This is a genomic window from Neobacillus citreus, from assembly GCF_018343545.2.
GTDB lineage: Bacteria > Bacillota > Bacilli > Bacillales > Cytobacillaceae > Neobacillus > Neobacillus citreus.
Genome location: NZ_JAGYPE020000009.1, coordinates 86,360 through 112,029, shown reverse-complemented (window position 1 = coordinate 112,029; position 25,670 = coordinate 86,360). Strand labels below are relative to the sequence as shown.

The following is a 25,670-nucleotide window of genomic DNA, read 5'->3' as shown; positions in this document are numbered from 1 at the left end:
ATTCCATGATTATTAGGAGGAACCGTAATGAATAATCAAACCATCTTGGATGACTTTTTAAATGTACCTTCAGCCTTCAAATCACAAATCATTCCTGGTAAGGGGAGATTTACATTTGTTTCTAATTTGACAGGCCTTCCGCAAGTTTGGACTCTTGATCAAGAGCAAAAGCCAGTGCCATACGTAAGCATGGAAGAGCGTACGCTTGGGATCTATCATGCACCTAACGGAAAAATGACAGTCATCGGAATGGACTGGAAGGGGAATGAAAAACAGCAGTTATACCTATACCGTGAAGGGAGTTCATCGGTAGAACCATTGGTTCAATCGCCAGAGCATTTTCACTATGTAGGAGGGTGGTCACCAGATAATAAGTATGTTTCCTATACGAGCAACCGCCGTCAGCCGGGCTATTTCGATGTATTTATCGTAGACATTGAAACAAAGGAATCAAAGACGGTCTTTCAATACGACGGAAATTGCGATGTGCTCAGCTGGATCGATCATGAACATATATTAATCAGCATTACGGAATCCAACCTTGATAATGCCATCTACCGATTCAATCTGAAGACACAGGAAAAAACCAGAATCGGAAATGACAAACAAGCAGCTGGTTACAAAAATGTAGTAATGAAAAAAAACGGAGATGGAGGCTATCTGTTAACAAATTTTGGAGCAGAGACCTATTATTTAAGCAGCTTTTCTTTTGCCGCCACCGAGAAATTAAAGAAACTTGTCCATTGGACTGAATGGGATATTGAAGAAATCAAGAAGTCTCCTGATGAACAAAGACTGGCCTTAACGGTAAACGAAGCGGGCTACTTGCGCTTATGGTTGTATGAACCTCATTCGAATAAAAAAGAAGAAATTACTGGGTTTCCTGCAGGTGTGATTGAATCCATTTCCTGGATGAATAATGAGGAATTTATCTTTACATTGAAGACACCTTCTATGCCGGGAGACATCTGGAAATATTCGATATCCTCTAGAAGCGTTACACGATTAACGAATATCAGTGAATCTGATACGGTTTCTCGCCACTCTGTTGAACCCCAATTATGTTCTTTTACCTCTTTTGATCAATTGGAGGTTCCTTACTTTTTCTATAATCAAGAGAATGAAAAAAATAAGCCTGCTGTTATTTATGTTCACGGTGGACCGGAAGGACAGACGAAAGCAGAATTTAACCCTGTGATTCAGTATTTGGCCAGTCAAGGCTTTGCGGTGGCAGCACCTAATGTCCGTGGCAGCAGCGGATATGGCAGGACCTATATTCAACTGGACGATGCCCGTAAAAGAATGGACTCTGTCAAAGACCTAGTATGGCTGGTGAAGGACTTAATAGAAACCCATCAAGTCGACCCGGACAACATTGGTATTATGGGACGAAGTTATGGTGGATTTATGGTATTGGCTGCGATTACTCATTATCCTGATGTATGGGCAGCTGGGGTTGATATTGTTGGAATCTCGAATTTACGAACTTTGTTAACCAATACAGGTGCATGGAGGCGCAGGCTAAGAGAGTGTGAATATGGTTTTCTAGATCAAGACAGTGATTTCTTTGATGAAATTGCTCCTTTACATCATGCCCATAAAATAAAGGTTCCGTTGTTGGTATTCCACGGACTGAATGATACTCGTGTACCAGTCAGTGAATCAGAGCAGCTTGTGACGGAAATGAAAGCACGAGGTCAAGAAGTGGAACTAACGGTTTTCGATAATGAAGGACATCAGACTGAAAAACGAGCGAATCATATTGTGATGCATCAAAATACCATTGAATTTTTTCTCAAGCATTTAACAAAATCAACCATGGCAAAGTAAGGGGGCGTTCTTTTGATAGAAGATATCTATCAATATATTGAAGATCATAAAGAAATGTATTTGGATTGGTTAATGGAAATTTGCAAGCAGCCAAGTGTTGCTGCACAAAACCGTGGTATTGAAGAAACCGTTAATCTAGTAGAACAGTACTTACAGCGATTATCCATTGCAGTAGAGAACATACCAACGTCGGGAAATCCCATCGTTTATGGAGAATTAGATTCCGGCAAAGACAGAACCCTTACCTTTTATAATCATTATGATGTACAGCCGGAGGATCCAATTGAATTATGGGAAAGTCCGCCTTTTTCTCCAGAGATACGAGACGGAAAATTATTCGCACGAGGGACGGCTGATAACAAAGGGACCTTACTTTCAAGAATATGTGCCATTCATGCTTATCAGCAGGTATATAAGGAGTTGCCTATCAATATTAAATTTATTATTGAAGGGGAGGAAGAAATTGGCAGTCCTCATCTTTCTGAATTTACCGAAAAACATCCTGATAAATTAACAACAGACGGATGCATTTGGGAAAATGGCTTTAAAAGTACAGATGGAAGGCTGCAGGTCACACTTGGATGTAAAGGAATGCTCTATGTAGAATTGCATGCAAAAGGGGCAAATGTAGATTTGCATTCAGCAAAGGCAGCGATTGTCACAAACCCTGCTTGGAGATTGGTATGGGCATTAAGTACGTTGAAGAATGAACAGGAAGAAATCTTAATAGACGGTTTTTACGATCGGATCCAAGAGATGACTATGGAGGAAAAGGAATTAACAGAGTCCATTGATTATAAAGAAAGGGAAGAATTAGAACAGCTTGGACTCAAATCATATTTAAATAATTTAACAGGTTTCAATCTCAAAGAAAAACTAATTTTTCAACCTACTTGTACGATTTGTGGAATGGAATCAGGGTATACCGAACAAGGAGCAAAAACGGTATTACCCTCTGTGGCAAAAGCAAAAATTGATTTCCGGTTAGTATCTGAACAAGATCCTGATGAAATTTTGCAGCTGTTAAGGAAACACTTGAATAAACATGGATTTGAGGATATTGAAATCGTCCGCTTGAAAGGGCAGCGTGCTGCCTTGACAAAATTGAATGACGCTCTTGTTCAGAAAGTGGTCAGCAGTGCAGAGAAATTCTTCGAAAAGAAGCCGCAAGTGATGAGATCACAGGCAGGTACTGGTCCAATGTATACCCTTTGTCAAAAGTTTGGTATCCCAGCAGTAGGATTTGGAATTGGTCATGCTGGCTCTCACAATCATGCTCCCAATGAGAATATTTATATCGATGACTTTATCGAAGGAATCAAATTTGCTGCACTAGTCATCCATGAATTTTAAATGATGCTTGCTTTTTATTGGTAATAAAATGTTAGGAGTGGAGAAGTTGATAGATATAGATAATGAGAAGATGGAGGACATGCTGAACCTTTTAGAGAAGCTGGTGAATATGGATAGCGGCAGTTATTTTAAGCAAGGGATTGATGAAATAGGTGCTGTTTTATCAAAAGAATATGAATCAATCGGTTTTGATGTACATGTTCATCCCCATGAGGAACGAGGAAATAATTTGGTGATCAGGCACCCTGATGCCATCGATCCCAAAGTAATGATTGTCGCCCATATGGATACTGTTTTTCAAAGAGGGACGGCAGAAAAGCGGCCTTTTAAGATAAAGGGGAATTATGCTTATGGACCTGGTGTCGTCGATATGAAGGCAAGCTTGGTTTCTGTCCTATTTGCCATGAAATCATTGGTTGAGAGGCAAGATGATGCGTATAAGAATGTTGAAATTGTTCTCAATAGTGACGAAGAAATCGGCTCGAGACACTCAAGATCTCTTATCGAACAGATAGGAAAAGATAAAGAGTATGCCCTTATTATGGAAGCGGCAGGGAAAGATGGTTCGATTGTAACGCAGCGAAAGGGCGGAGCAAGGTACAAAATTAAAGTAGAAGGAGTGCCTGCTCATTCAGGATCTGAGCATGAAAAGGGCCGCAGCGCGATTGAAGAAATCGCTTATAAAACGATAAAATTGCATAAAATCACTGATTATAAGAAGGGCATCACCGTCAATGTTGGATTGTTAAAAGGAGGAACTTCCGCCAATACAATCGCCCCCATTGCGGAAGCTGAAGTGGATGTAAGGATCACAAAACTGGAGCAAATAAAAGAAGTGGAGCAGAAAATGAAAGAGATTTGCTCTGAACCTAACATCAAAGGGACAAAAATCAAACTAGCAGGCCAGTTAAATCGGCCCCCAATGGTGAAGACCAAGAAATCGATTGAATTGATTGGTTTAGTGCAGGACATTGGGAATGAAATGGGGATTGAAATTAAAGAGTCATTTAGAGGAGGATGTTCAGATGGCTCTTTCACCAGCTCAATGGGCATCGCAACTGTCGATGGGCTGGGACCAAAAGGCGGGAACGGCCATAGGGATGATGAGTACTTAGACATTTCATCATTACCTGAACGAACGGCGTTGCTGGCAGAAACAATCAGCAGATTGACCCATATGCACCGGACTACACAATTTAAGGAAAAACAAAAATAATCCAACTTTCAGTCAGCGACTTGGATACTCATACAATTGTTGGTCGACTAGTGGGGAAATAACTTTCCGCAAACAGTTTAGTAGAAATTTAATTCAAAATATCATGATAGAAGAATGGTGTAGGAAGAATTCCTGCACCATTTTTGTTCGAGTGAGATATACAAGAAATGTGTTAAATTCGGTATTTTAATCGTTATTCTGGGGTCATTGTATTAGGCATGCCCTTTTTTTATACAAACCGCTAATCTAGGGACTAGTCCCCCGGCGATTAACGCATTTACGTAACGGGGTACCGGCCCCATTTCCCAAAAATCTAAAGAATTTTATCAGTTTTAATTTCATTTACTACTTGTAAAACAAGGATATAAAGAAAATACAGCCCCAGGTATGCGCCTGTCATAAGGAAGAAGGGATTTAGAAATACCGCATGAATATTGGTCATAAAGACTTTATCATTTTTGATAATCTCAAAGATAGCGATTGAAGAAATATTTCCAAAAATAAGTGCCGACAGAATCGCCATTAAATCAAAAATGACCTTTATTTTGGACCATTTTTTTTGAAGTATAACCATTAATATAGGGAGTACAATACTTCCGATAATGAAAAGGAGTTTCATCAGGATCACCTCGCTTATCATTCTTCACGAAATAAAAGGGGATTAAACATACTAAGTAAATGGGTGAAAAGTAAAGCCTCCAAGCGGTTTTTTCCATAAAAAGCAGTGATTGGCAGAAGGACAATGCTTCTATAAATCCACTGAAACCTTTTCGAGCGGCCTTCGTATTATAGGGAAACTAAATTGGTTATTTGTGGGGGGAGAACAAGTATGTCTGAAAAAGGCTGTATAAAATGCGGAAGCAAAGATGCAGGAACAAAGGAAGTGGCGATGACGGGCACCGGTTTATCGAAAATCTTAGATATTCAGCACAATACCTTTATCGTGGTGTATTGTAAAAAATGTGGATACTCCGAGTTCTATAATAAGCAATCTTCTAAAGCTTCCAATATATTGGATTTATTCTTTGGTTAATATAAAAATACTTCATAATATTATTATGTAAACTGAAATTCAAAGGTCAGTCCCCCAGTGCACTAAAGCTTTAACGTACTGGGGGACTGACCCCGTTTTTAGAAAAAAGATTTAGTTGTCCAAATTCGACTGTCTTGCTGCATAAAACCTTACAAAAAACTTCGTCAACCCGTAAGCAATCATGGTAATAACAATATCTATAAAAAATAGATGAACAATTGTAAATCCCTTATAGATGGAAACGAGACCCAGCCACTTTTCAATAGGGGCAAAAACAAAAGCTAAGATGGCACTTAGTCCAGTAGTCCATATAATGAAAGGTTTATCTTGATTCAAGCAATATTGATAGACAAGCATAAAGGAAACAGGGATAAGGGATGCTGTAATTCCTAACGCTTGTGGCAAGAATGGCGTTAGAAAATAGCGATGGTCTACATAACCTTGTCTGATAAGTATGAGGTCTGTATAGGTCCATAACATATGTACTGTGTACCCAAAGAAAAGAATTTCAAGACTTCTATTTCGGTTAAGCTTAATTAGAAGTACAACCAATGGAACAAGCAAGAAGAGTAAGATGACCCAGAACTGCCAGTTTCCCCAGTCAGAATGTTCACGCCAAAAAGAATGCATTAAAGACGAAACCCGTTCACTCTTATTGTTTATTTCTTTCCAATATTGTTTAACTGTCAAGCTAACATCTCCTCTATAGGCGAAAACCCGAATTATAGAAATATTTCCTTTTATATTTCTAATTCCCCCTGAGTTAGTTACCTTTTATTAAATTTGCCAAGCCCTTTATTTTTATACAAAAATCAGGTAATGCCATTGAGTACCCTTAATTTAATAAATCTTTATATAAATTAATGTAAGCAACGGTTTCTTGTTCAGGTGAACTGTATTCGCAGATCCATTCTTTTGCTTGCTGTTTTGGTGTATTTTTGAGATGTCGATTTTATGTTCCAAAGTTTATTCTTTGAACATAAAATAATAAACAGTAACGGGAGAATAGGAGGAAATTTGGGTGGCTTCAATTGTTAATGTAGGAATGTTAAACATAAATTCTCCTCAACCTAGTTCCGCCATTTTTGTTGGTGAAGGTATTGTAAATGGGATGGATGCTAACAGGAAATACAATTTAAATACAGGGGGAATTTACGGTATTAACACTATTAATGCCGGAAATATAAATAATATCGCGGATAGCTTTGAAATCATAGATGGGGTTATCTTTGATCAGGACTTTAAGCCGAGCATTCCAGTGAATGCATAAGCAAACAGTAAGACAGCGCTTTTTAGGTGAATGCACAACCCAAGATTCATGAACATAAATTAGAGCATTAAACCTCATTCATAATGAACTAAAGTGGTGAACCATAAATGGGTAAAACTACAGATTTTACTTTTGCAGGTAACATTCATGTCCAAACAATGGAGAGACAGTGTGGTATTTTTATAGGGGAGCAAAATACTGCGATCGGCTGGAGTGCTCATGGCAAGCAAAACAGTGTGTTCGGAAGTATTGGCGGACAATCTAATTTGCTGCTTTGCAATACTTCCATCCTAATTGACCCTGACATAGTTGACACACCAATTGATGATCGGGACATTCATATTGCCCTCGAGAATTCAAGTGATGAAAACAACTTAACAAATCTTAATCTTAATAGTGTAAACGTCAATTCCATGCAGCCAGGAAGCTCGGTATTCGTTGGCAAGGGTCATGTTAATGGGATTGATGGTAATCAAAAAGAAAATACCAATCACGGTAATTTAAATGGGAATAATATTCAGCTAATGGGGAATATCAATATAACTGATGATCAAGATACTATAGATGCAGTCATGGATGATCGTGATATTAAAATCGCAATCATTGAAAAAGAGTAAAGAAAAGGATGCTTCGATGATGATCGAACCATCCTTTTTTAATAGGCTTATATTAATCCCAAGGCAAATAGATAATAAATACCAAAAATAAGAAATATAAGCAGCAAAACAATAGAAAGGAAAATGATCAAAAACGAGAGAATATAAAAGTTTGGTGATTAATATCCTTTAGCTAATTTATTTACAATTAACAGGTTTTCAGTCTGTTTTTCAATACAGCCCATTCAAATTAATAAATCTTACAATCTGATTTTAATGATTTTTTAATAAAACCAATAATCCATGTTTGTTATAATAAAAATGCAATCTTTAAGAATATTTGGTTAATGAATGATAGTAAGAAGGGAGTCAGGTATGTTAGCACTTGTTTATCCACTTAATCCAATTGCCATTCACCTTGGACCTATTGCTGTACATTGGTACGGAGTGATCATTGGTATTGGTGTTATATTAGGGCTATTGTTAGCCGAAAAAGAAGGGGAGAAGAGGGGAATTCCTCCTGGAACAATTGGTGATTTAATTATCATTGCGTTACCAATAGCCATCATTTGTGCAAGGACATACTATGTCCTCTTTGAATGGAGTTACTATAAAAATCATCTTACTGAAATTCCTGCTATTTGGCATGGTGGAATTGCCATTCACGGCGGAATTATCGGGGCCGTTTTAACCGCCATTTGGTTTTGTAGAAAAAGAAAATTATCTTTCTGGAAAATGGCAGATCTATTAGCTCCTAGTCTGCTGCTTGGACAAGCCATTGGCCGATGGGGAAACTTTATGAACCAGGAAGCCCACGGGGGACCGGTATCTAGAAGTTTTCTGGAGTCACTGCATTTACCTGACTTTATTATTAACCAAATGAATATCAACGGTGTTTATTACCACCCAACATTTTTGTATGAATCCATCTGGAATTTCACAGGTGTTATTCTATTAATCCTTTTAAGAAGAATCGATTTTAGAAGAGGCGAAATATTTTTAACCTACCTGCTTTGGTACTCAATTGGAAGATTCTTTGTCGAAGGCCTTCGGACAGATAGTCTCATGTTAACATCCCATATACGAATTGCCCAATTAGTATCAATAGTTTGTGTAATCCTAAGTATCGTCATTGCTTTTTATCGAAGAAAGAAAGGTTATGCACTTTTAAGTTCTACCGCCGATAACTTTAAGTAATTCATTAACAAAAACCTTCCGTTATATTCTTTTTGGAAGGTTTTTTGTTGTTTTCATTTAATCTCATGACAATGCCTTCTCAATGGCGAAGAACCAAGACATATATCCAATCATATTTTTATTATAAAAAATTTTATCCAACTATCGTAAAATGTGCGTGGGAGGCTAAGGATGCAAAAATGAAGCATGACGAATATTATCATCAAGTGAATCTTACATGGATGGAAGGAAAGATATACAACTAATTGACGCCCCAACTGAAAATCATGCAGTCACTCTCATGGATGGATGGCCAGAGGGTGCCGAAACAAATTGATATTAAGGAAATATAATCAATACATGGTTTCATTGAAGACGTAGCTATCAGACCTAAATAAAAATGAAGCTGGCGAAGAATAACGGGTTTACTTTTGGGGAGCAAAACGTTAATTCACAGACCTAATCAGATAGCAAATCACATAAATTTCACAACACAAATCAAAGGATATTTTCACAGTCAAAAAGGCTTAGAGATATTTTTTCATCTCTAAGCCTTTTTTGTATTATCTTTTTTCACTTACTCCCCCGTATGTTGTACAAGTCATTAGACGCTAAAGCGAGTTTGATAAATAAGCGGAGAAATTTCTCTTAATTTAGAAATAGCACTAAAAATAGAATAAATAAGCGGAAAAATTCCGACTATTGGCTCGAAAAACGTGAAAATGGGTTATTTTTCTTTACTTAATCGGAAAAACTTCGCTTATATACACCGAACCGAGTCTATTCAGCAGTCTAACCGAAAAAACTCCGCTTATTTTGCAAATAATTCACCCACCCTACAATAATTATTTCATACCGAGTGATTTACAATGTGAATTAGGACAAAATAAGCAACAAAAGGCTACCGAAATTTTGATTAATCAATAAAAAACGCACTGTGAATTATATTCGGAATTCAAGTGCGTTTTCCTATGTGTTTTAAAACATTTGCACCTCTAAAGTAAACGCGTTAGGCGTAAAACAGAACGTTTTCGCCAGCTTCTTTACTTTATAGACTACCTATTTACTATGCCCCGCTGGGGTCCGCACGTTGATGGAATCTGTCAAAGTAATGTTGTCAGAAGAGTTGCCAACGAATACTTTGTACTCACCATCTAATGTTTTCCAAGTATCAGCATTGGAATCCCAGATGGCCAGCGGGTGGTTGCTTGCTGCTGGGTCAATGGTAATCGTCACATGTTTCTTTTCACCTGGGTTGAGCCAGACTTTCTCAAATCCAACAAGCCGCTTAGGTGGTTCGTTTGCATTCTTAGGCAGACCTACGTATACTTGCGGTACTTCCGCACCCGCAACTTTTCCGGTATTTTCTACGAAGAAGGATACCTGAATTTTCTTAGTCCCGTCCGTTGTCTTCGGCGTCACAACTAGTTTAGAAATGTCAAAGTTTGTATAGGACAGACCATGACCAAATGCAAAAAGAGGCTTGATGCCTTGTGCATCGTACCAGCGGTAACCCATTTCCAAACCTTCAGAATAGTACACTTGCGGAATTTCTTTGCCCGTGCTGTCCAGTATACCTTGATTAACGCCTGGGTAGCGCTCTGCAGTGCTTGTTGGTGTGTCCGCTTTGGAAACTGGATAGGTCACTGGAAGCTTTCCGGAAGGGTTGGCAAGACCAAATAACAGGTTCGCAACAACATTGCCATCTTCCTGACCCGGATTCCATGCTTCTAGGATCGATGGGACTTCATTAACCCATGGCATTAGAACAGGATCCCCATCTTTAAGAACTAAAGCCGTTTTCTTGTTCGCTGCTGTCACAGCTGAAATCATTTCATCCTGGTTGTCAGGCAAGGACAAGCTAGGGCGGTCACGGCCCTCGCTAGTTACAACACCAGCCATAAGGATGACGATGTCTGCATTCTTAGCCGCAGCAACAGCTTCGTTAAGATTACTATTGTCATTAGCCACGGTTACCTTCGTAATCGCTGTGTCAGAGCCTAGTTTAGTTATAGTATTTTGAAGTCCCTGCAGTGGTGAAACGGTATATAGCGGACTTACCCGCGAACTGCCGCCGCCTCCTGCAACGGCGGCGTCAACATAGGTTGACTTACCGATTAAGGCAATTGATTTTACAGACGGATTGAGCGGAAGCAGGTTACCCTCATTCTTCAGCAATACAGCTGTCTGTTCTGCAATCTCACGTGATTTCGAACCGTTCGTTTCAGCATCGATCGTACCACGTACAATCGAACGGTCGAAAATTCCATATTTGAACATTTGGATATACCGGCGACTAAGAGCTTGGTCAACGGTATCCATTGTTAGGCTGCCGTCCGCAAGTGCGGCATTAATGTTGGCAGGGTTGAAGAATCTGGCACTTTGCATTTCAAAATCCAATCCGGCGTTAAGCGCTGGGGCAGTCGAATGGGTGGCACCAAAGTCAGACTGCACGTACCCTTTGAATCCCCACTGATCGCGCAAAACGGTATTCAACAGATACTCGTTCTCACAGGCGTAGGTTCCGCTTACCCGGTTGTAGGAGCACATAATGGAACCAACGTTGCCATCCTTTACTGACATTTCAAATGGGAGAAGGTAAAGCTCATGAAGTACATTTTCGTCGATGTTAACGTTCACAGATCCACGGTTTTGTTCTTGATCATTAAGTACGTAATGCTTTGACATCGCGATAATATCATTATCTTGGATACCCTGGATTTCTTTAGAAGATAAAACACCAGCAAGATAAGGATCTTCACCCATGTACTCGAAATTACGGCCATTCTCGCCTAAGCGAGCAAGATTCATGCCTGGTGCTTCGAGTTCGTGCAGCCCAAGCGTGCGGGCCTCACCACCCATTAAGTCACCGAAAGAGTAGGCAAGACTAGGGTCAAAACTCGCTGCAAGTCCAAGGGCAACCGGTAAAGCGGTGGCCTTATCCTGCGGGCTGCAGTCACCGCCGCCAAGACCTACAGGACCATTGGTAATTCTGAATGTTGGGATCCCAAGTTCAGGGATTCCAGGAACGTGCCTGCCAGGTGATCCGCATTCAGGCAGCTCCGGAATTGCTCCACGTTGCCCAGCAAGCTGTTGGATTTTCTGGTCAAGCGTCATGGCATTGATAAGCAGTTCGGTACGTTTTTCAGGCGAAAGCGACGTATCCATCCAAGGCAGCTGGGATGAAACAGCGGCCTGTTCAGCGTTTGCCTGTGTTGGCTGTACAGAAAATGCTCCGCCCGCTATGGATGCGACAGCTACGCTCGATACAAATGTAGACCACACAAGTTTCTTGAATTTTTTCCCTACTTTAAACATCTCTCCAACCTCCCCAAATTGGAATAAAGATTTTACTTTTTATCCACTCTTCACCTCCATACTACCTTTTTTGAAAACGCTCTCACTATGGTGTCAATCTCATTATAATAAAGCATCTCAAGATTCCATTTGTGGTAGTTTTATGATTTTTTGTAATATTTTTATCTGACTATTAGGAAAATTAAAAATGATTAATTGGTAATGGGTAATATTTCCTGTTTAAAAAATTTGAAAAAAATTCCATTAATAATATCGCCAATGTTCCCTATCCTATAAAGGTAAATATGATGGGAGGAATTTTCATGGCACAATTAAGAGACATTATGACATCAAATGTGGTTACAGTTAACGAAACACAAACCGTACAGGAAGCGGCAGCGTTAATGAGCGAATATAATATCGGCGCGATCCCAGTAGTAAATAACAACAAACAAATTGTTGGAATTGTAACAGATCGCGATATTACCCTTCGTACGACAGCTCAAGGTGAAGATGCACAAACACCAGTATCTGAAGTCATGACTGCACAGCAAATTGTACAAGGTACACCTGATATGGATGTACATCAGGCAGCAGATTTAATGGCAGAGCAGCAAATACGCCGACTGCCGGTAGTGGAAAATGGACAAATCGTAGGAATGGTTGCTTTAGGTGATTTAGCCGTACAAAATCAATATGCAAACGAGGCAGAAGAGGCACTACAAAGCATTTCAACTCCTTCTGCACCACAACAATAGTAAGGGGATACTTTTAAAAGCACAGATCCCTACCGGGTTCTGTGCTACCATTTTTATAATAGAAGTAATTGGCGGTTTATAATTCAATTATTAGAGCTACGCCAATGTAAAACAGAGTATGAGGAATTTCCATACTCTGTTTTTATTGTTATCCTATATGGTTCTACAGGTCTTAGGTACTTAAAACGGCTCGATAGCTTTCTCGTTTTTACCGGTTTGAGGCTGATTTTCAATACTTCTTGCTTCTACTTCCTTGGGAATCTCTTTTAGGTGTTTATTTACTTCTTCTACTTGATTTGTAGTTCTCATTTCATCCATTTTCCAAAACCTCAATTCATTAAAATATTTTATAAATATAGTATGAGCAGAAACGAAGATTTTATGTCCGCTGAGTCAGATCCGTATGGTTTGCGACGTGTTGTCTTTTTTGCTAGATGCCAATAAGAGGGTGACGATGTCACAGAAATATAGGAGAAAAGGAGTATTTTTCTTTGACAAAAAAATTTTTTATATATAAAATTATTAAAATGGTAATTTAAAGATCTCGAAGATACAGTCAATAAAAATTGCTTTACTTAGTGCCTATTATTTTAAAATTAAAGGGGAATTTGAATGGAAGATAATATGAATGGTATTGAAGAAAAGAAAAAGCCCAAATACAACGTTCCAGCTGTTGATAGTGCGTTCAAAATATTAACTTTACTAAGCCGAAAAAAATTTAGTAAAAGTAATTTAACTGAGATTTCTAAAGCGCTTTCCCTTACCCCAACTACTTGTTTTCGGATTTTGCAAAAGTTAGAGGAACTATCGATTGTTCGTTTTGATAAAAGTTCAAAGCGGTATAGTCTTGGCCCGTATCTGGTTGTCTTAGGGGAAAGAGCAAAAGAAAATCAATTTGATATCTCTGTCATTATTCCGTACTTGGAGAGTCTTTCAGAAAAAACGGGACTAACCGCTTTTCTTGTCAGTAGAATTGGTAAAAAACGCTCAACCATTATTGCTAAGTCTGAGGGGGAAGAGTTTGGAATTAATGTATCGGTAGGAAGGCATTTTTCAGTCATTGATGGTTCCTATGGTAAATGTTTATTAGCTTATATGGAAGAAGAAGATGCTGTCGAACTTTTACATACCAATGAAGGACTGCGATCAATGTCTTCAGAGGAGATTCAAGAACTGATAAAAGAATTGCCAACCATCCGAGAGAATGGATATGCCACAACCTTTGGAGAGTACATTGATGGAATCGTAGGGATCTCGGCACCTCTTTTTAATACTGACGGATCTGTGGATATGGCGATTTCAATTATTGGTATGACCGCCCAATTTAACGATAAAGAAATTGTAAAAATGGGCGAACTCATTAAAAGAGTTGGACAGGAAGTTAGTTTCAAAATAAGCGGTTACGTAAGTAAAAAATAAGTCTTTTTTATAAAAAATTTATATATCTAAATAATCATCTAAAGGAACGTATCCCCATCGAACGTTCCTTTTTTATTTTTTAACACTAAACTCACTGGAAGAGAACCAAATCATAATGGTCTTCCTTCCTCAGTATAACCAATGGTTTTAATCTTCTAAATATTACAATATTTCATTGACAAAAAATTTTTTTAAATATAAAATCTTGATTAGATTAACAAATGTTTCCTTTCTTTCATCATCTTAATATATAGGAGTGACTTGAAATGGAATTAAACGGAAAAATAGCGGTGGTAACCGGGGCAGGACAAGGAATTGGCAGAGAAATCTCGTTATTTCTAGCAAAGCATGGGGCAAATGTGGTGGTTGGAGATTTAAATTTAGAATCTGCCCTGCAAGTTGCGAAGGAAATTGAAAAACTGGGAACAAAAGGCTTAGCTTACCAGGTAGATGTTTCGCAAAAAGAAAGTGCTCACGGACTAATTCAAGCAGCGATTGACACATTTGGAGGTTTAGATATTCTTGTAAACAATGCCGGAATTACAAGGGATGCCATGTTACACAAGATGACGGAAGAGCAATTCGATCAAGTAATAGCTGTACATATGAAAGGAACCTTCTTTTGTATGCAGGCGGCGGCCATTCATATGAGACAGGAACAAAAAGGTAAGATCGTTAATATTTCATCGATCGCCGGAAAAGTGGGAAATATGGGCCAAGTGAATTACGCCGGAGCAAAGGCAGGGCTTGTCGGAATGACAAAGGCTGCAGCAAAAGAGCTTGCTAAATTCCAAGTAAATGTGAATGCGGTGCAGCCTGGCTTTATTGACACGGATATGACACGTGCGGTGCCAGAGAAAGTTCGGCAAATAAAGATTGCTGAAATCCCAATGAATAGAATCGGCGAACCATTGGACATTGCCAAAGCTGTGGTATTCCTTTGTTCCGATTATTCAGATTACATGACAGGTAATGTTTTAGAAGTGACTGGCGGCCGTTTCATGTAATAACAGAATAATAGAATTATTTTAAGGATAGCAATGAACAATGAGGGAGTATTCAAGGTGTCAGGTACCTTTGAAGCTGTGTGCCATCAAAATATGAGCAATGAAAGGCGGGAAAGCTGAATGAATTTTGAGTACTCACAAGAGGCGGAGTCTTTTCGCGAGTCTTTTCGCACCTGGTTAATGGCCAACTTTCCAAAGGAGTGGAACTATGAAGTAACTGGCGAGGAATTGGTGGAAAGACGAAGAACGTGGGGCAAAATGTTGGGTCAAGGAGGATGGGTAGCACCTGCTTGGCCAAAAGAGTATGGCGGCCTCGGATTAACGCTGGAACAACAGTTAGTTTATATTGAAGAATTAGTACGGGTCAATGCACCCGAAGTGTTAAATTCCAATGGAATTGGCATTTTTGCAATGACATTAATTCGCTATGGAACAGAAGAACAGAAGAAGCACTACCTTCCCCGCATGCTTAATCATGACGACATATGGTGTCAAGGTTTCTCAGAACCGATTGCCGGCTCGGATTTAGCTGGTCTTCAAACAAAAGCAGAACGTAAAGGAGACCATTATGTATTAAATGGTCAAAAAGTTTGGACATCTTATGCTCCCTATGCAAATAAATGCTATATCTTGGTCCGAACGGGAGAATCCAGATACAAAGGCATTAGCCTGATGATCTTAGATTTGAAACAGCCAGGAGTCACAGTACGGCCAATAAAAAATATTGCCGGTGAATCAGAACTGGCTGAAGTTTTTCTGGATGATGCCGTTGTTCCAATCGAGGATGTCGTTGGAGAAATAAATAACGGGTGGGAGATGGCTAATTATGCGCTTGCCCACGAGCGTGGAATTCATTTTGCGCAGCGCGCCTTAAAAATGCAGCAAGAATTCCAGCAGCTGGTTTCGCTATTTCAAAAACAGATGGACATTGGCAACTCACAAGCCATTAGCTCCGTCCTGCAAAATAAATTAGTTCAGTCCTATTTATCCTGTGAAATATTAAAAAGTATCTCCTTACGGAATATTGCCCTTATTGCTCAAGGTGATGATAACGGTTCCATCCCCGCCATAGCCAAACTAGTATGGAGTGAAAGTCATCAAGATTTACTTGATTTAGGCGTGGAAGTTCTAGGAGAAGAATCGTTAGTTAAAGGAGAACATGAAGTTTGGTTACAGAAATTTCTTATCTCACGAGCCGAAACGATCTATGCCGGTACGACACAAGTTCAAAAAAATATTATTGCTAAATCTCTGGGACTGCCAAGCTCAAAGGGGGGGAGAGCATAATGGAATACCGCTTTTCTGAACAGCAGCAAATGTTAAAAAAGGCTCTGCAATCATTGTTAAAAAAAGAAATGGCACCGGAACATTTTAAAGAAATAGTCGAAAAGAGACATGGCTTTTCAAAGGATGCATGGGGGAAACTTGCAGATAACGGATGGCTCGGAATACTGGCACAAGGAAAATGGCAGGTCTTTGAGGATATGACAACTCTTGACTTGATGTATCTGTCAGAATCGTTTGGAGAAAGACCTTTTCCGGGACCTTATTTGTTAACAGCTGGCTTCATTGTCCCTCTCCTAAGTCAATTAAAATTATCGGCTGTTCAACAACAACAATTAGACCTCTTGCTTTCTGGAGAGAGCCTCATCACCGCGGCCTTGCCTCGGCTGGCAAAGTCCCAAAACGGAATAGACTTCAATTGGCCATCTATCAAAATAGCAAATCAGGAAAGCAGCCGAATTCAATTGACAGGTGAAATCAAACATATCCCGTTTATCCAGCACGCAGATTATTGTTTATTGCCTGTAAGAGACAATAGCGGGGGTGTTTCTCTAGCATTATTAAATACCAGCCTGGAGGGCGTAACGGTTTCAGCCGAAGAATCAGTGGAACTGGCCAAACCGCAAGGAACCATCCAGCTTGATCATGTTTGGATTAATAAAGTGGATTTTATTCAAGGATTCGACACTGACCACCAAGAATTGTTAAATGAACAAGTTATTCAGTATTTACTTTGTACTAATGGAGAAATCATTGGCGGTGCAGACGAAGTATTAAAAAGAACCATTCATTATGTGACCCAGCGGAAGCAATTTGGAGTTCCAGTTGGATCCTTCCAAGCGGTGAAATATATGATTGCCGATATGCATGTCGCTATTGAAAAAGCGCGCAGCTACAGTTTTTATATTGCAGCTAAACAAGAAACAAATCAGGATAAAAACTTAGTGAATGTTATGGCAAGCCGCTATTTTAGTACAGAAATGTATAAAAAAGTCTGTGAGAATGCGATCCAGCTTCACGGTGGAATGGGCTTTACATGGGAAGAAAGCATTCATTATTGGTACAAATCTTCTATTTACCATCTTTACCATATTACCCATCCGTCGATCATGATTGAATTTGTCATGCAAAACTTGCTTTCACCTTCTGAAAAACCTCAAGGAATAACAATTTAATTATTTACCAAATAAAGGAACGAGAACGACTTATGTGCGTAACAAAAAAATAAAGGGTAGGTGAAAAGATGTCAATCAAACGGGCAGCTGCTATTGTCGGCGTTGGAGATGTTGAACTTGAGAAAGGAAAAGTAAAACACGGTCATTCGGTTTTACAAATACAGGCGATTGCTGCAAAAAGAGCATTAGAGGATGCCGGATTATCAAAGGATGATGTCGATGGGATTTTTGTTGCCGGACTTTGGGGATTACCTGGCATCGGTTCCTTTCCATCTGTTGTGGTATCTGAATACTTAGGAATTCAACCGAAGTATACCGATTCCACTCAAATAGGCGGATCAGCCTTTGAAGCGCATGTCGGCCATGCGGCTGCAGCCATTCAATCAGGATTATGTGAAGTAGCTTTAATCCTCTATGGGAGTACGCAGCGCTCTGAAAAATCCCGTACATTGGCTGGACGACCGCCAGTCTTAACGGCCCAATACGAAACTCCATATGGATTGCCGTCGCCTGCAGGTGCCTACGCTATGGCAGCCCATCGCCATATGCACCAATATGGGACAAAGCCTGAACAATTGGCGGAAATTGCAGTAGCTACCAGAAAATGGGCGCAATTAAATCCACACGCAACGATGCGTGATCATTTAACGATTGAAGATGTTTTAACTTCACCAATGATCTGTGACCCATTACATTTACTAGATTGCTGTTTAGTTACGGATGGCGCGGGTGCGATTGTTTTGGTCTCATCTGAACGGGCCAAAGACTGCCGAAAAAAACCGGTATGGGTTCTAGGACAAGGAGAGTCTCACAGCCACTGGTCCATTCAAGCAATGCCGGATTTAACAGTAACTTCAGCGGCTGTCTCAGGAAAGAGAGCATTTGAGATGGCAGGAGTCACTCATGATGAAATTGATGTTGTGCAAATCTATGATTCTTTCACGATTACTGTTTTACTTACACTAGAGACTCTAGGTTTTTGTAAACCTGGAGAGGGAGGGGATTTTGTTTCGAATCAGCGGACAGCTCCAGGCGGGGATTTTCCTTTGAACACAAATGGCGGGGGGCTATCCTATGCTCACCCTGGAATGTATGGAATCTTCTTGTTAATTGAAGCTGTGCGTCAGTTGAGAGAAGAGGCGGGAGAGAGGCAAGTGAAAAATTCAAAAATTTCTCTTGTGGCGGGAACAGGCGGAACGCTTTCCTCTACATCCGTGGTTATTTTAGGGAGGGATTAAAAATGATAGAAAAACCGCTGCCTATACCTGATGGAGACTCCTATGTATTTTGGCAAGGGTGTAAAGAGCATAAACTATTGATTCAAAAATGTGAGGACTGCTCCAGCTACATTTTTTATCCACGGGTCTTATGTCCAAATTGTTTTTCTGAAAAAGTCCAATGGGTGCAATCTTCTGGAGTTGGAAAGGTTTATTCCTTTACCATAGCAAGACGCCCAGGGGGCCCGGCATTTAAAGATGAAGTTCCGTACGTTGTCGCATTGATCGAATTAGACGAAGGGGTTCGTATGCTTAGTAATATCATTGATGTAGATGTAGATAAAGTAGAATGTGAGATGCCAGTTGAAGTGGTCTTTCAAGTAGAAGGGGATTTTACATTACCGAAATTTAAACCAAGAGCTATTTAACATGAACACTAGGGGAACATCAAATACTGATGCTCCTCTAGCCTTAAACCAAGAAGGCATGGAATCCGAAACGGAAATAGTTTTGGTTTATAGCGAAAAACTATTCTATTAGTTTAAAAACCTCATATCCTTTCACAATGTTTCAACTTTGCAAACACTATGAGGAATTCCTATCAAAACGACCAATTTCTCCTTTTTTCATTAGATGGAATATATGTTAACGGAAAATACTGAATTTTATAAAATTTCATTGACGTAAATAAATTTTATATATAAAATTTATTTAGTAGAAACATGAAAACGGTTTCCTGCCTGAAAAAGTAATGATGTAACATCTCTTTCAGGTAGGAAGGCTATAAATGAAGGGGGATTATGGATGTTGAAAAAACCGCTAAAATTCTTAATGGCTATCTTTTTACTCTCCATTTTATTGGTAGGCTGCAGCAGTAATGGATCACTGAAGAGCAGCGGAACTGAGAAAAAACCAGCTTCAAACAAAAGTACTTCCACAGCTTCTAGTACTGTCTCACTTCCCAAACAAATGACATGGAGTGTATACGATGTTGGATCCGGTGGTTACGCAGAAATGTCAGCTATTGCAAACACATTGACTAGTAAATATGGAACACAAATTAGGATGCTTCCATCCGCCAGCGGGGTAGGACGAATGCTGCCATTAAAGAGTAATCAAGCTTCTATTGGAAAATTGGGTGATGAAATTCAATTTTCTTTTGAAGCAATGGAAGAATTTGCGAAACCCGATTGGGGTCCTCAAGATGTAAGGGCCATTTGGGCACCAATTAGTCAATTTGGGTTTGCGGTTCGAACAGATTCAGATATTAAATCGATTGCAGATTTAAAAGGAAAGAGGGTTCCTAGAATTACTGGTAATTCCTCCGTTAATATTAAAAACGAAGCAATATTGGCTTTTGCAGGTCTCACATGGGACGATGTAAAACCGGTGGATATTACTTCCTATGCAGGACAAGGTGATGCTCTGCTACAAGGGCAAATCGACGTAGCCGGAATTAATCCAACCGCTTCTACCATGTTTGAAGCAGACAGTAAGGGCGGAATTCGCTGGCTTGAAATGGATCCTAATGACAAGGAAGGCTGGGCACGTGTAGAAAAGACGGCATCATGGCTGTTCCCATATACAATGGATAACGGTGCTGGTATGAAAAGCGCAACAAACGTCTTGGGTCATGGATATCTTATCGGCGGTTATGCCAGCCAGGATGCAGATACTGTTTATCAGTTATTAAAAGCTATGGATGAAAACTTTAATGACTATCAAAAGGCGATACCAAACTTGGCCCTATATTCTAAAGATAAAGTGTTGACAGAGCCACGCGGTATCCCATTCCACGAGGGGACGATTAAGTTCTTAAAAGAAAAAGGTTTGTGGAGTGATGAAAAACAAGCGAAAAATGATGCATTGGCCGAAAGATATAAGAAACTAAAAACTGCCTGGGATAAGGTAGTCGATGAATCTAAGAAGGAAGGCATTTCTAATGATAAGTTTCCAGCCTATTGGTTAGAGAAAAAGGCTGAACTTATAAAATAAGTTTCTATATAAAAAAGAAAGTCAGCCGCTGAAAGCTGGCTGACATTCTTTTTTATCAAGATCTCAGCAACGGAGAGACTGTCAAAAATTCGATAATAATAAGATTGGGGGATCTCGCTTGAAAACAGAAAGGCTTAATTTTTTTTGGAAAGTAGTCGTGGCAGTTTCCACTGTTATTGGTGTTTTTCTTTCTATTAATATGTTGTTTTATATCCATTTGTTTGGAATTAACCCCATCCAGAATGCTTACCTCATCTATTTGCTAGGCTGTTTTATGCCGATTTCATTTTTAATTTTCCCTGCCAAGAAAACTCAAACATCCGTCAAATGGTATGATGTTGTCTTTTTTGCTGTTTCGGTCATAATTACTGTTTACCTTGGTTTACAAGGAAAGCGTATCATCGAAGAAGGCTGGGATTGGAACGCGCCAACCATTCCTACATATTTCAGTATTGTGTTATGGGCCTTATTACTTGAAGCACTTCGTCGAACTGCAGGCCTTGTCTTATCCCTTATATGCTTGGTGATTTCCCTTTATCCCCTCGTTGCTTCCAATGTACCTATCAGTCTATTACAGGGTCAATCCTATGACTTTTTAACATTAGCTAGAAACCATATTCTAAGTTCCAATAGCGTCTTTGGGATTGCTTATACTACGATTGGAAACTTGCTTCTTGGTTTTCTTGTGTTTGGCGTAGTAATCACTCGTACCGGCGGCGGAGATTTCTTCTTTAACCTGGCCCTATCTCTATTCGGGAGAACCCGAGGTGGCTCAGCAAAAGTAGCCGTTGTTGGAAGTGCTTTTTTTGGTATGTTAAGCGGAAGTGCTGTTTCAAATGCAGTAACTATTGGTGCTATGACGATTCCGGCCATGAAAAAGTCTGGTTATAAACCGTACTATGCAGCTGCGATTGAAGCAACTGCCTCGACAGGCGGAACCATTACCCCGCCGATTATGGGGTCGGCAGCATTTATTATGGCCTCTTTTTTGGCAACACCTTACTATCATATCGCCCTTGCAGCGGCAGTGCCTGCCTTCCTTTATTACCTTGGGTTATTTATTCAGATTGATGGATATGCCGCAAAGAATCATTTAAAAGGATTATCAAAATCAGAGGTACCATCTTTTTGGAAGACATTGAAAGATGGCTGGTATTATATCTTTGCTATTCTCATTATGATCGCCTTTTTAGGATTTTTAAATTCTGAAGGCCAGGCACCTTACTACGCAAGTGTCGCCTTACTGATCATCGCTATGATCAAAAAAGAAACACGTATGAGCAAGAAGCAACTTTTCGACATGCTGTTAGAAATTGGAAAAGTATTAGCCGATATCGTCGTGATCATTGCAGGGGTCGGTTTTATCGTCGGAGCTTTGTCAGCTACAGGAGTATCATTTTCACTTTCAAGAGAACTGGTTGCTGCAGCGGGAGACAGCACCTTCCTTATATTAATTGGCGGAGCGCTTACTAGTTTTATTCTAGGGATGGGGATGACAGTATCTGCCGTATATGTGTTCTTAGCAGTTATCATGGCACCGGCCTTGATAGCCGTTGGTGTGGATCCTATTGCTGCCCATTTATATGTGGTCTACTGGGCAACTGTTTCTTATATCACACCGCCTGTTGCATTAGCAGCGTTTGCCACGGCAAGTATCGCCGGTGCCAGTCCGATGAAAACAGGTTTTCAAGCGGTGCAGCTCGGCTCTGTAAAGTTCATAGTGCCTTTCTTTATGATTTATAACCCGGCCATCTTAATTGGACGCGGCGAGCCTTTAGAGACAGTTCTTAGCATAGTTCTGTCAATTATAGGAATATTTATGATTGCTTCATCCCTCGAAGGATACCTTTTAGGAGCAGGAGCGTTAAAGATTGTAGAACGGTTATTGTTATTTGCTGGAGGGTTATTGATGTTTTTCATGAATCTTTATTTGCTGATTATCGGACTCGTTGTCTTGGGATTAATCTATCTCTTTAAAATTAAAGTTTCACTAAATGTCAACAAGGAAAAAGGACAGGAGGTTTAAAATATGTCAAAAATAAATGCGATTGACCGCTTTTTGAATCCCCAATCGATCGCGATTGTTGGTGTATCGAAGGACTTTACCTCTATAAGTGGTAAACCAATAAAAAACTTAATTCGTCACAATTATAAGGGAAAAATTTATCCTGTTAATCCAAAATATGATGAAATTGAGGGAATTCCTTGTTATCCAAGCCTTTTAGATATCCCTGGAGAAGTTGATGTTGCCTTGATTGCAGTTGCCTCCAAGCGGATGCTGCAAATACTGGAAGATTGTAAAAAGAAACAAATCCACCATCTCGTTCTATTCGGCTCAGGTTTCGCTGAGGTCGGTGAAGAAGGAAGAAAGCTGCAAGAACAAGTTCTGAAGAAAGCTCAGGAAGCTGGGATCCACATTCTGGGCCCGAATTGTGTAGGCTTATTAAACGTTAATAAGACAATCCCAATGGGTTTTGCCACTTCGTTTGAAACAGAAAAGGGATTCCAATCGGGAAATGTAGGTTTTGCCTCCCAAAGTGGTGCGATCGGGTTTTCCTTATTTGGATTAGCTCAAGAGGAGAATATAGGTTTTTCTTATATCGTCAATACAGGAAACCAAATGGATATTCATTCGCTTGATTGCATCGAATATATGCTCGAAGATAAAGATACACAAGTCGTGGCGGGTTATCTTGAGGGCATACCTGATGGGGAAATGCTGATTGAAATTTCCAAAACCTCCAAAAGGTTGAATAAACCAGTTATTTTATTAAAGTCTGGCCGTTCTGAAATTGGCAGGCAAGCCGCTTTATCCCATACGGCTTCCTTAACTGGATCAGAAGAAACGTTCCAAGCTATTGCCAAACAATATGGATTCATTTCCGTAAATGATGTCGATGACATGATTGATGCCATGAAGGTTTTTAGGAGAGGCAAGAAGACTGCTGGCAACCGTGTTGTCACTATATCCAATTCGGGTGCAGCAGGAATTGCCATGGCAGATTATAGCGAAGTGCTAGGATTGGAAATGGTTCGTATGTCTGCGGAAACAGCAAGAGAAATTAAAGCCATTATCCCCCCATACGGTTCAGCGCTTAATCCAATTGATGTAACTGCTCAAGCACTAAAGGAACAGCATATTTTAACGGACACACTTGAGATTCTAATTAATGACCAAGACATTGATGCCATAGTCTTTCAAACTACGTTTGGCGGCGAGCTAGGGAAGAAGATCTGTCAAAAAATAGCTGAGATTGATAAATTAACAGACAAACCGATTCTTGTCACAATCACAGGAACCAGTGAGTTGACCGGTGAAGGAAAAGCCATTCTGCAAGAAGCTGGCGTTCCCGTTTTCTCTACCTCTTATAAAACAATGATGGCTTTAAAATATATAGTAGATTTTTCGGAATTCTGCAGGAAAGAAGAAACAGGGCTGCAAGTGCCGGAAAATGAGAATATCGAAAAGTCTGGGGGAGAAATGACAGGGATTTGGACAGAGGAACGTGTCAAGGAAGAGCTTTCAAAGCTGGACATCCGCGTTCCTAAGGGCACGCTCATTAAAGATCGGAGCCACTTAGAAGCAGTAAAAGAACATCTCCAATATCCGGTTGTATGTAAAGTGATTTCCCGTGATGTTCTGCATAAAACAGACGCAGGCGGTGTGAAGATTAACATTCAAAATTCTCTTCAACTAGAGAATGCCTTTGACGAAATCTTGCAATCTGTTAAACAATATGCTCCGGATGCAAAGATCGAAGGAATTCTAGCGGAAGAGATGTTTCAAGATGAAGGAATCGAAATGTTTATTGGGGTAAAACAAGACCCCCAATTTGGACCTTTAATTGTTTGCGGTCTTGGCGGAATTTTCATCGAAGTGCTAAAGGATGCTTCGATTCGCCGGGCACCAGTTAGTAAACAAGAAGCCTTTGATATGTTAAAAGAACTAAAGGGTTATCCTTTGTTAGAAGGAACCAGAGGTAAAAAGAAAAGAGACGTTTCTGCCCTGACGGAGGCCATTGTGCAGGTTTCACAGTTTGCTGCACAGCATAAGGAAAAAATTAGTGAGATGGACATAAATCCATTATGGGTGTTCGAAGAAGGGAAAGGCATCGCTGCCCTAGACGGAATTATTATCTGGAAAAACGGCGTAGAATCTACTGTTTCAGCAGGAACTATTTAATCCAAAACAAATAGGACAGGAGTTAAAAACATGCTAATGTGCTTCAAAAATATAAAATTTTGGAGGTATAGCTAACAATGGAATTTCAAACGAAAATTGGTAAATCAACCCGTGATCGAATTTTTGTTCACGGTTATGACCTAACAGAAGATTTAATCGGAAAAATTACTCTGGCTGATATGGCATTTCTCGGAGCGATGCATCGGAAACCGACAGAAAATGAATCCAAGATGCTTAACGCACTATTAGTAGCCATCTGCGAGCATGGGTATACTCCAAGCTCTATTTCAACAAGGCTGACTTATTTAGGAGCACCCGAATCTGTTCAATCAGCTGTTGCGGCAGGGTTGCTTGGTGCGGGAACTGTTTATCTTGGGGCAATGGAATATGTTGCAGAAATGCTTCAGGATGCCTTTCAAAAATTTGGAGAGGAAAGAGATCTGCAAGAAATCGCCTCTCTTGTAATTAATGAGAGGCAGGAAAGCGGAAAGCAGCTTCCCGGATTTGGTCATCCCGTTCATAAACCTGAAGATCCTCGAACAATCAGGTTATTTGCAATCGCGGAAGAGTTGGGGTTCAATGGAAAAAACTCACAGCTTCTTAATGAGATTCATAGACAATTTTGCGAGAAAAAAGGAAAGACGGTTACCCTAAATGCTGTTGGTGCCATTGGCGCCATTATGGCCGACATGGGGATTGATTATCGGATTGTCAAATCGTTTGCGGTTGCTGCACGGGCTGTCGGATTAGTCGCCCATATTGTAGAAGAAATTGAAGTGGGAAGAAAAGAAAGTTTCGGACAGCAATTGTTCGACTATATCGAAGAACATACGGACTATCGAGGTTAAGGGAGGTTCTATT

Annotated in this window: 22 protein-coding genes; 18 read left to right on the top strand and 4 right to left on the bottom strand. The window is 39.9% G+C overall.

What is annotated here, in order from left to right; all coding sequences use genetic code 11:
• Nucleotides 1–27: 27 nt before the first annotated feature.
• Genes KHB02_RS07595 through KHB02_RS07585 form a run of 3 tightly spaced genes read left to right on the top strand, consistent with a single transcriptional unit; the run spans nucleotide 28 to nucleotide 4,399 of the window.
• A complete protein-coding gene (locus KHB02_RS07595) occupies nucleotides 28–1,830 on the top strand; it encodes a S9 family peptidase (RefSeq protein WP_213145726.1) in 1,803 nt (600 codons plus the stop codon).
• A gap of 12 nt (nucleotides 1,831–1,842) precedes the next feature.
• Nucleotides 1,843–3,183, top strand: coding sequence for a M20/M25/M40 family metallo-hydrolase (locus KHB02_RS07590; RefSeq protein WP_277398184.1), 1,341 nt, complete (start codon nucleotides 1,843–1,845; stop codon nucleotides 3,181–3,183).
• 46 nt (nucleotides 3,184–3,229) lie between these two features.
• Nucleotides 3,230–4,399 carry a M20 family metallopeptidase gene (locus KHB02_RS07585; protein WP_241113765.1) on the top strand — a complete coding sequence of 390 codons (1,170 nt, stop codon included), beginning with the start codon at nucleotides 3,230–3,232 and terminating at the stop codon, nucleotides 4,397–4,399.
• A 313-nt stretch (nucleotides 4,400–4,712) separates the two neighbouring features.
• Here the strand turns inward: KHB02_RS07585 and KHB02_RS07580 are convergent, their stop codons facing one another.
• Nucleotides 4,713–5,018 carry a transposase gene (locus KHB02_RS07580; protein ID WP_213145728.1) on the bottom strand — a complete coding sequence of 102 codons (306 nt, stop codon included), beginning with the start codon at nucleotides 5,016–5,018 and terminating at the stop codon, nucleotides 4,713–4,715.
• Nucleotides 5,019–5,228: 210 nt separating this feature from the next.
• Between KHB02_RS07580 and KHB02_RS07575 the strand changes: the two genes are divergently transcribed.
• Nucleotides 5,229–5,432 carry a zinc ribbon domain-containing protein gene (locus KHB02_RS07575; protein ID WP_213145729.1) on the top strand — a complete coding sequence of 68 codons (204 nt, stop codon included), beginning with the start codon at nucleotides 5,229–5,231 and terminating at the stop codon, nucleotides 5,430–5,432.
• Between the two features lie 111 nt (nucleotides 5,433–5,543).
• Here the strand turns inward: KHB02_RS07575 and KHB02_RS07570 are convergent, their stop codons facing one another.
• A complete protein-coding gene (locus KHB02_RS07570; protein WP_213145730.1) occupies nucleotides 5,544–6,122 on the bottom strand; it encodes a hypothetical protein in 579 nt (192 codons plus the stop codon).
• 331 nt (nucleotides 6,123–6,453) lie between these two features.
• Between KHB02_RS07570 and KHB02_RS07565 the strand changes: the two genes are divergently transcribed.
• The 3 genes from KHB02_RS07565 to lgt all read left to right on the top strand — a co-directional run bounded on the left by KHB02_RS07565 (nucleotide 6,454) and on the right by lgt (nucleotide 8,495).
• Nucleotides 6,454–6,702 carry a hypothetical protein gene (locus KHB02_RS07565; RefSeq protein WP_213145731.1) on the top strand — a complete coding sequence of 83 codons (249 nt, stop codon included), beginning with the start codon at nucleotides 6,454–6,456 and terminating at the stop codon, nucleotides 6,700–6,702.
• 107 nt (nucleotides 6,703–6,809) lie between these two features.
• Nucleotides 6,810–7,319 carry a hypothetical protein gene (locus KHB02_RS07560; RefSeq protein ID WP_213145732.1) on the top strand — a complete coding sequence of 170 codons (510 nt, stop codon included), beginning with the start codon at nucleotides 6,810–6,812 and terminating at the stop codon, nucleotides 7,317–7,319.
• Nucleotides 7,320–7,673: 354 nt separating this feature from the next.
• Nucleotides 7,674–8,495, top strand: coding sequence for a prolipoprotein diacylglyceryl transferase (lgt, locus tag KHB02_RS07555; RefSeq protein WP_213145733.1), 822 nt, complete (start codon nucleotides 7,674–7,676; stop codon nucleotides 8,493–8,495).
• A gap of 1,038 nt (nucleotides 8,496–9,533) precedes the next feature.
• Here lgt and KHB02_RS07550 read toward each other — a convergent pair.
• Nucleotides 9,534–11,792, bottom strand: a complete 2,259-nt coding sequence (locus KHB02_RS07550) for a beta-glucosidase family protein (RefSeq protein ID WP_213145734.1) — start codon at nucleotides 11,790–11,792, stop codon at nucleotides 9,534–9,536.
• Nucleotides 11,793–12,094: 302 nt separating this feature from the next.
• Here KHB02_RS07550 and KHB02_RS07545 point away from each other — a divergent pair, with 302 nt between their 5' ends.
• Nucleotides 12,095–12,529, top strand: coding sequence for a CBS domain-containing protein (locus KHB02_RS07545; protein ID WP_213119390.1), 435 nt, complete (start codon nucleotides 12,095–12,097; stop codon nucleotides 12,527–12,529).
• A gap of 180 nt (nucleotides 12,530–12,709) precedes the next feature.
• Here the strand turns inward: KHB02_RS07545 and KHB02_RS07540 are convergent, their stop codons facing one another.
• The gene (locus KHB02_RS07540; protein ID WP_165976406.1) at nucleotides 12,710–12,847 is read right to left on the bottom strand and encodes a hypothetical protein; all 138 of its coding nucleotides are present in this window, start codon (nucleotides 12,845–12,847) and stop codon (nucleotides 12,710–12,712) included.
• A 294-nt stretch (nucleotides 12,848–13,141) separates the two neighbouring features.
• Between KHB02_RS07540 and KHB02_RS07535 the strand changes: the two genes are divergently transcribed.
• The 10 genes from KHB02_RS07535 (at nucleotide 13,142) to KHB02_RS07490 (ending at nucleotide 25,657) form a co-directional block, all read left to right on the top strand.
• Nucleotides 13,142–13,948: an IclR family transcriptional regulator gene (locus KHB02_RS07535; RefSeq protein ID WP_213145735.1), complete on the top strand. Its 807-nt coding sequence runs from the start codon at nucleotides 13,142–13,144 to the stop codon at nucleotides 13,946–13,948.
• Nucleotides 13,949–14,214: 266 nt separating this feature from the next.
• Nucleotides 14,215–14,955: a 3-oxoacyl-ACP reductase FabG gene (gene fabG, locus KHB02_RS07530; RefSeq protein WP_213145736.1), complete on the top strand. Its 741-nt coding sequence runs from the start codon at nucleotides 14,215–14,217 to the stop codon at nucleotides 14,953–14,955.
• 120 nt (nucleotides 14,956–15,075) lie between these two features.
• The gene (locus KHB02_RS07525; protein ID WP_213145737.1) at nucleotides 15,076–16,242 is read left to right on the top strand and encodes an acyl-CoA dehydrogenase family protein; all 1,167 of its coding nucleotides are present in this window, start codon (nucleotides 15,076–15,078) and stop codon (nucleotides 16,240–16,242) included.
• Nucleotides 16,242–17,414 (top strand): acyl-CoA dehydrogenase family protein, encoded by a 1,173-nt coding sequence (locus KHB02_RS07520; protein WP_213145738.1) that lies wholly within the window; start codon nucleotides 16,242–16,244, stop codon nucleotides 17,412–17,414. Before KHB02_RS07525 ends, KHB02_RS07520 begins: the two co-directional genes overlap by 1 nt.
• Nucleotides 17,415–17,482: 68 nt before the next feature.
• Nucleotides 17,483–18,652, top strand: coding sequence for an acetyl-CoA acetyltransferase (locus KHB02_RS07515; RefSeq protein ID WP_213145739.1), 1,170 nt, complete (start codon nucleotides 17,483–17,485; stop codon nucleotides 18,650–18,652).
• Nucleotides 18,653–18,654: 2 nt separating this feature from the next.
• The gene (locus tag KHB02_RS07510) at nucleotides 18,655–19,059 is read left to right on the top strand and encodes a Zn-ribbon domain-containing OB-fold protein (protein WP_213145740.1); all 405 of its coding nucleotides are present in this window, start codon (nucleotides 18,655–18,657) and stop codon (nucleotides 19,057–19,059) included.
• Between the two features lie 376 nt (nucleotides 19,060–19,435).
• Nucleotides 19,436–20,626, top strand: coding sequence for a TAXI family TRAP transporter solute-binding subunit (locus KHB02_RS07505; protein ID WP_213145741.1), 1,191 nt, complete (start codon nucleotides 19,436–19,438; stop codon nucleotides 20,624–20,626).
• Between the two features lie 118 nt (nucleotides 20,627–20,744).
• Nucleotides 20,745–22,652, top strand: coding sequence for a TRAP transporter permease (locus KHB02_RS07500; protein WP_213145742.1), 1,908 nt, complete (start codon nucleotides 20,745–20,747; stop codon nucleotides 22,650–22,652).
• 3 nt (nucleotides 22,653–22,655) lie between these two features.
• Entirely contained in the window at nucleotides 22,656–24,809 is a 2,154-nt protein-coding gene (locus tag KHB02_RS07495; RefSeq protein WP_213145743.1) for an acetate--CoA ligase family protein, read from the top strand.
• A gap of 77 nt (nucleotides 24,810–24,886) precedes the next feature.
• Nucleotides 24,887–25,657 (top strand): citryl-CoA lyase, encoded by a 771-nt coding sequence (locus tag KHB02_RS07490; RefSeq protein WP_213145744.1) that lies wholly within the window; start codon nucleotides 24,887–24,889, stop codon nucleotides 25,655–25,657.
• Nucleotides 25,658–25,670 lie beyond the last annotated feature (13 nt).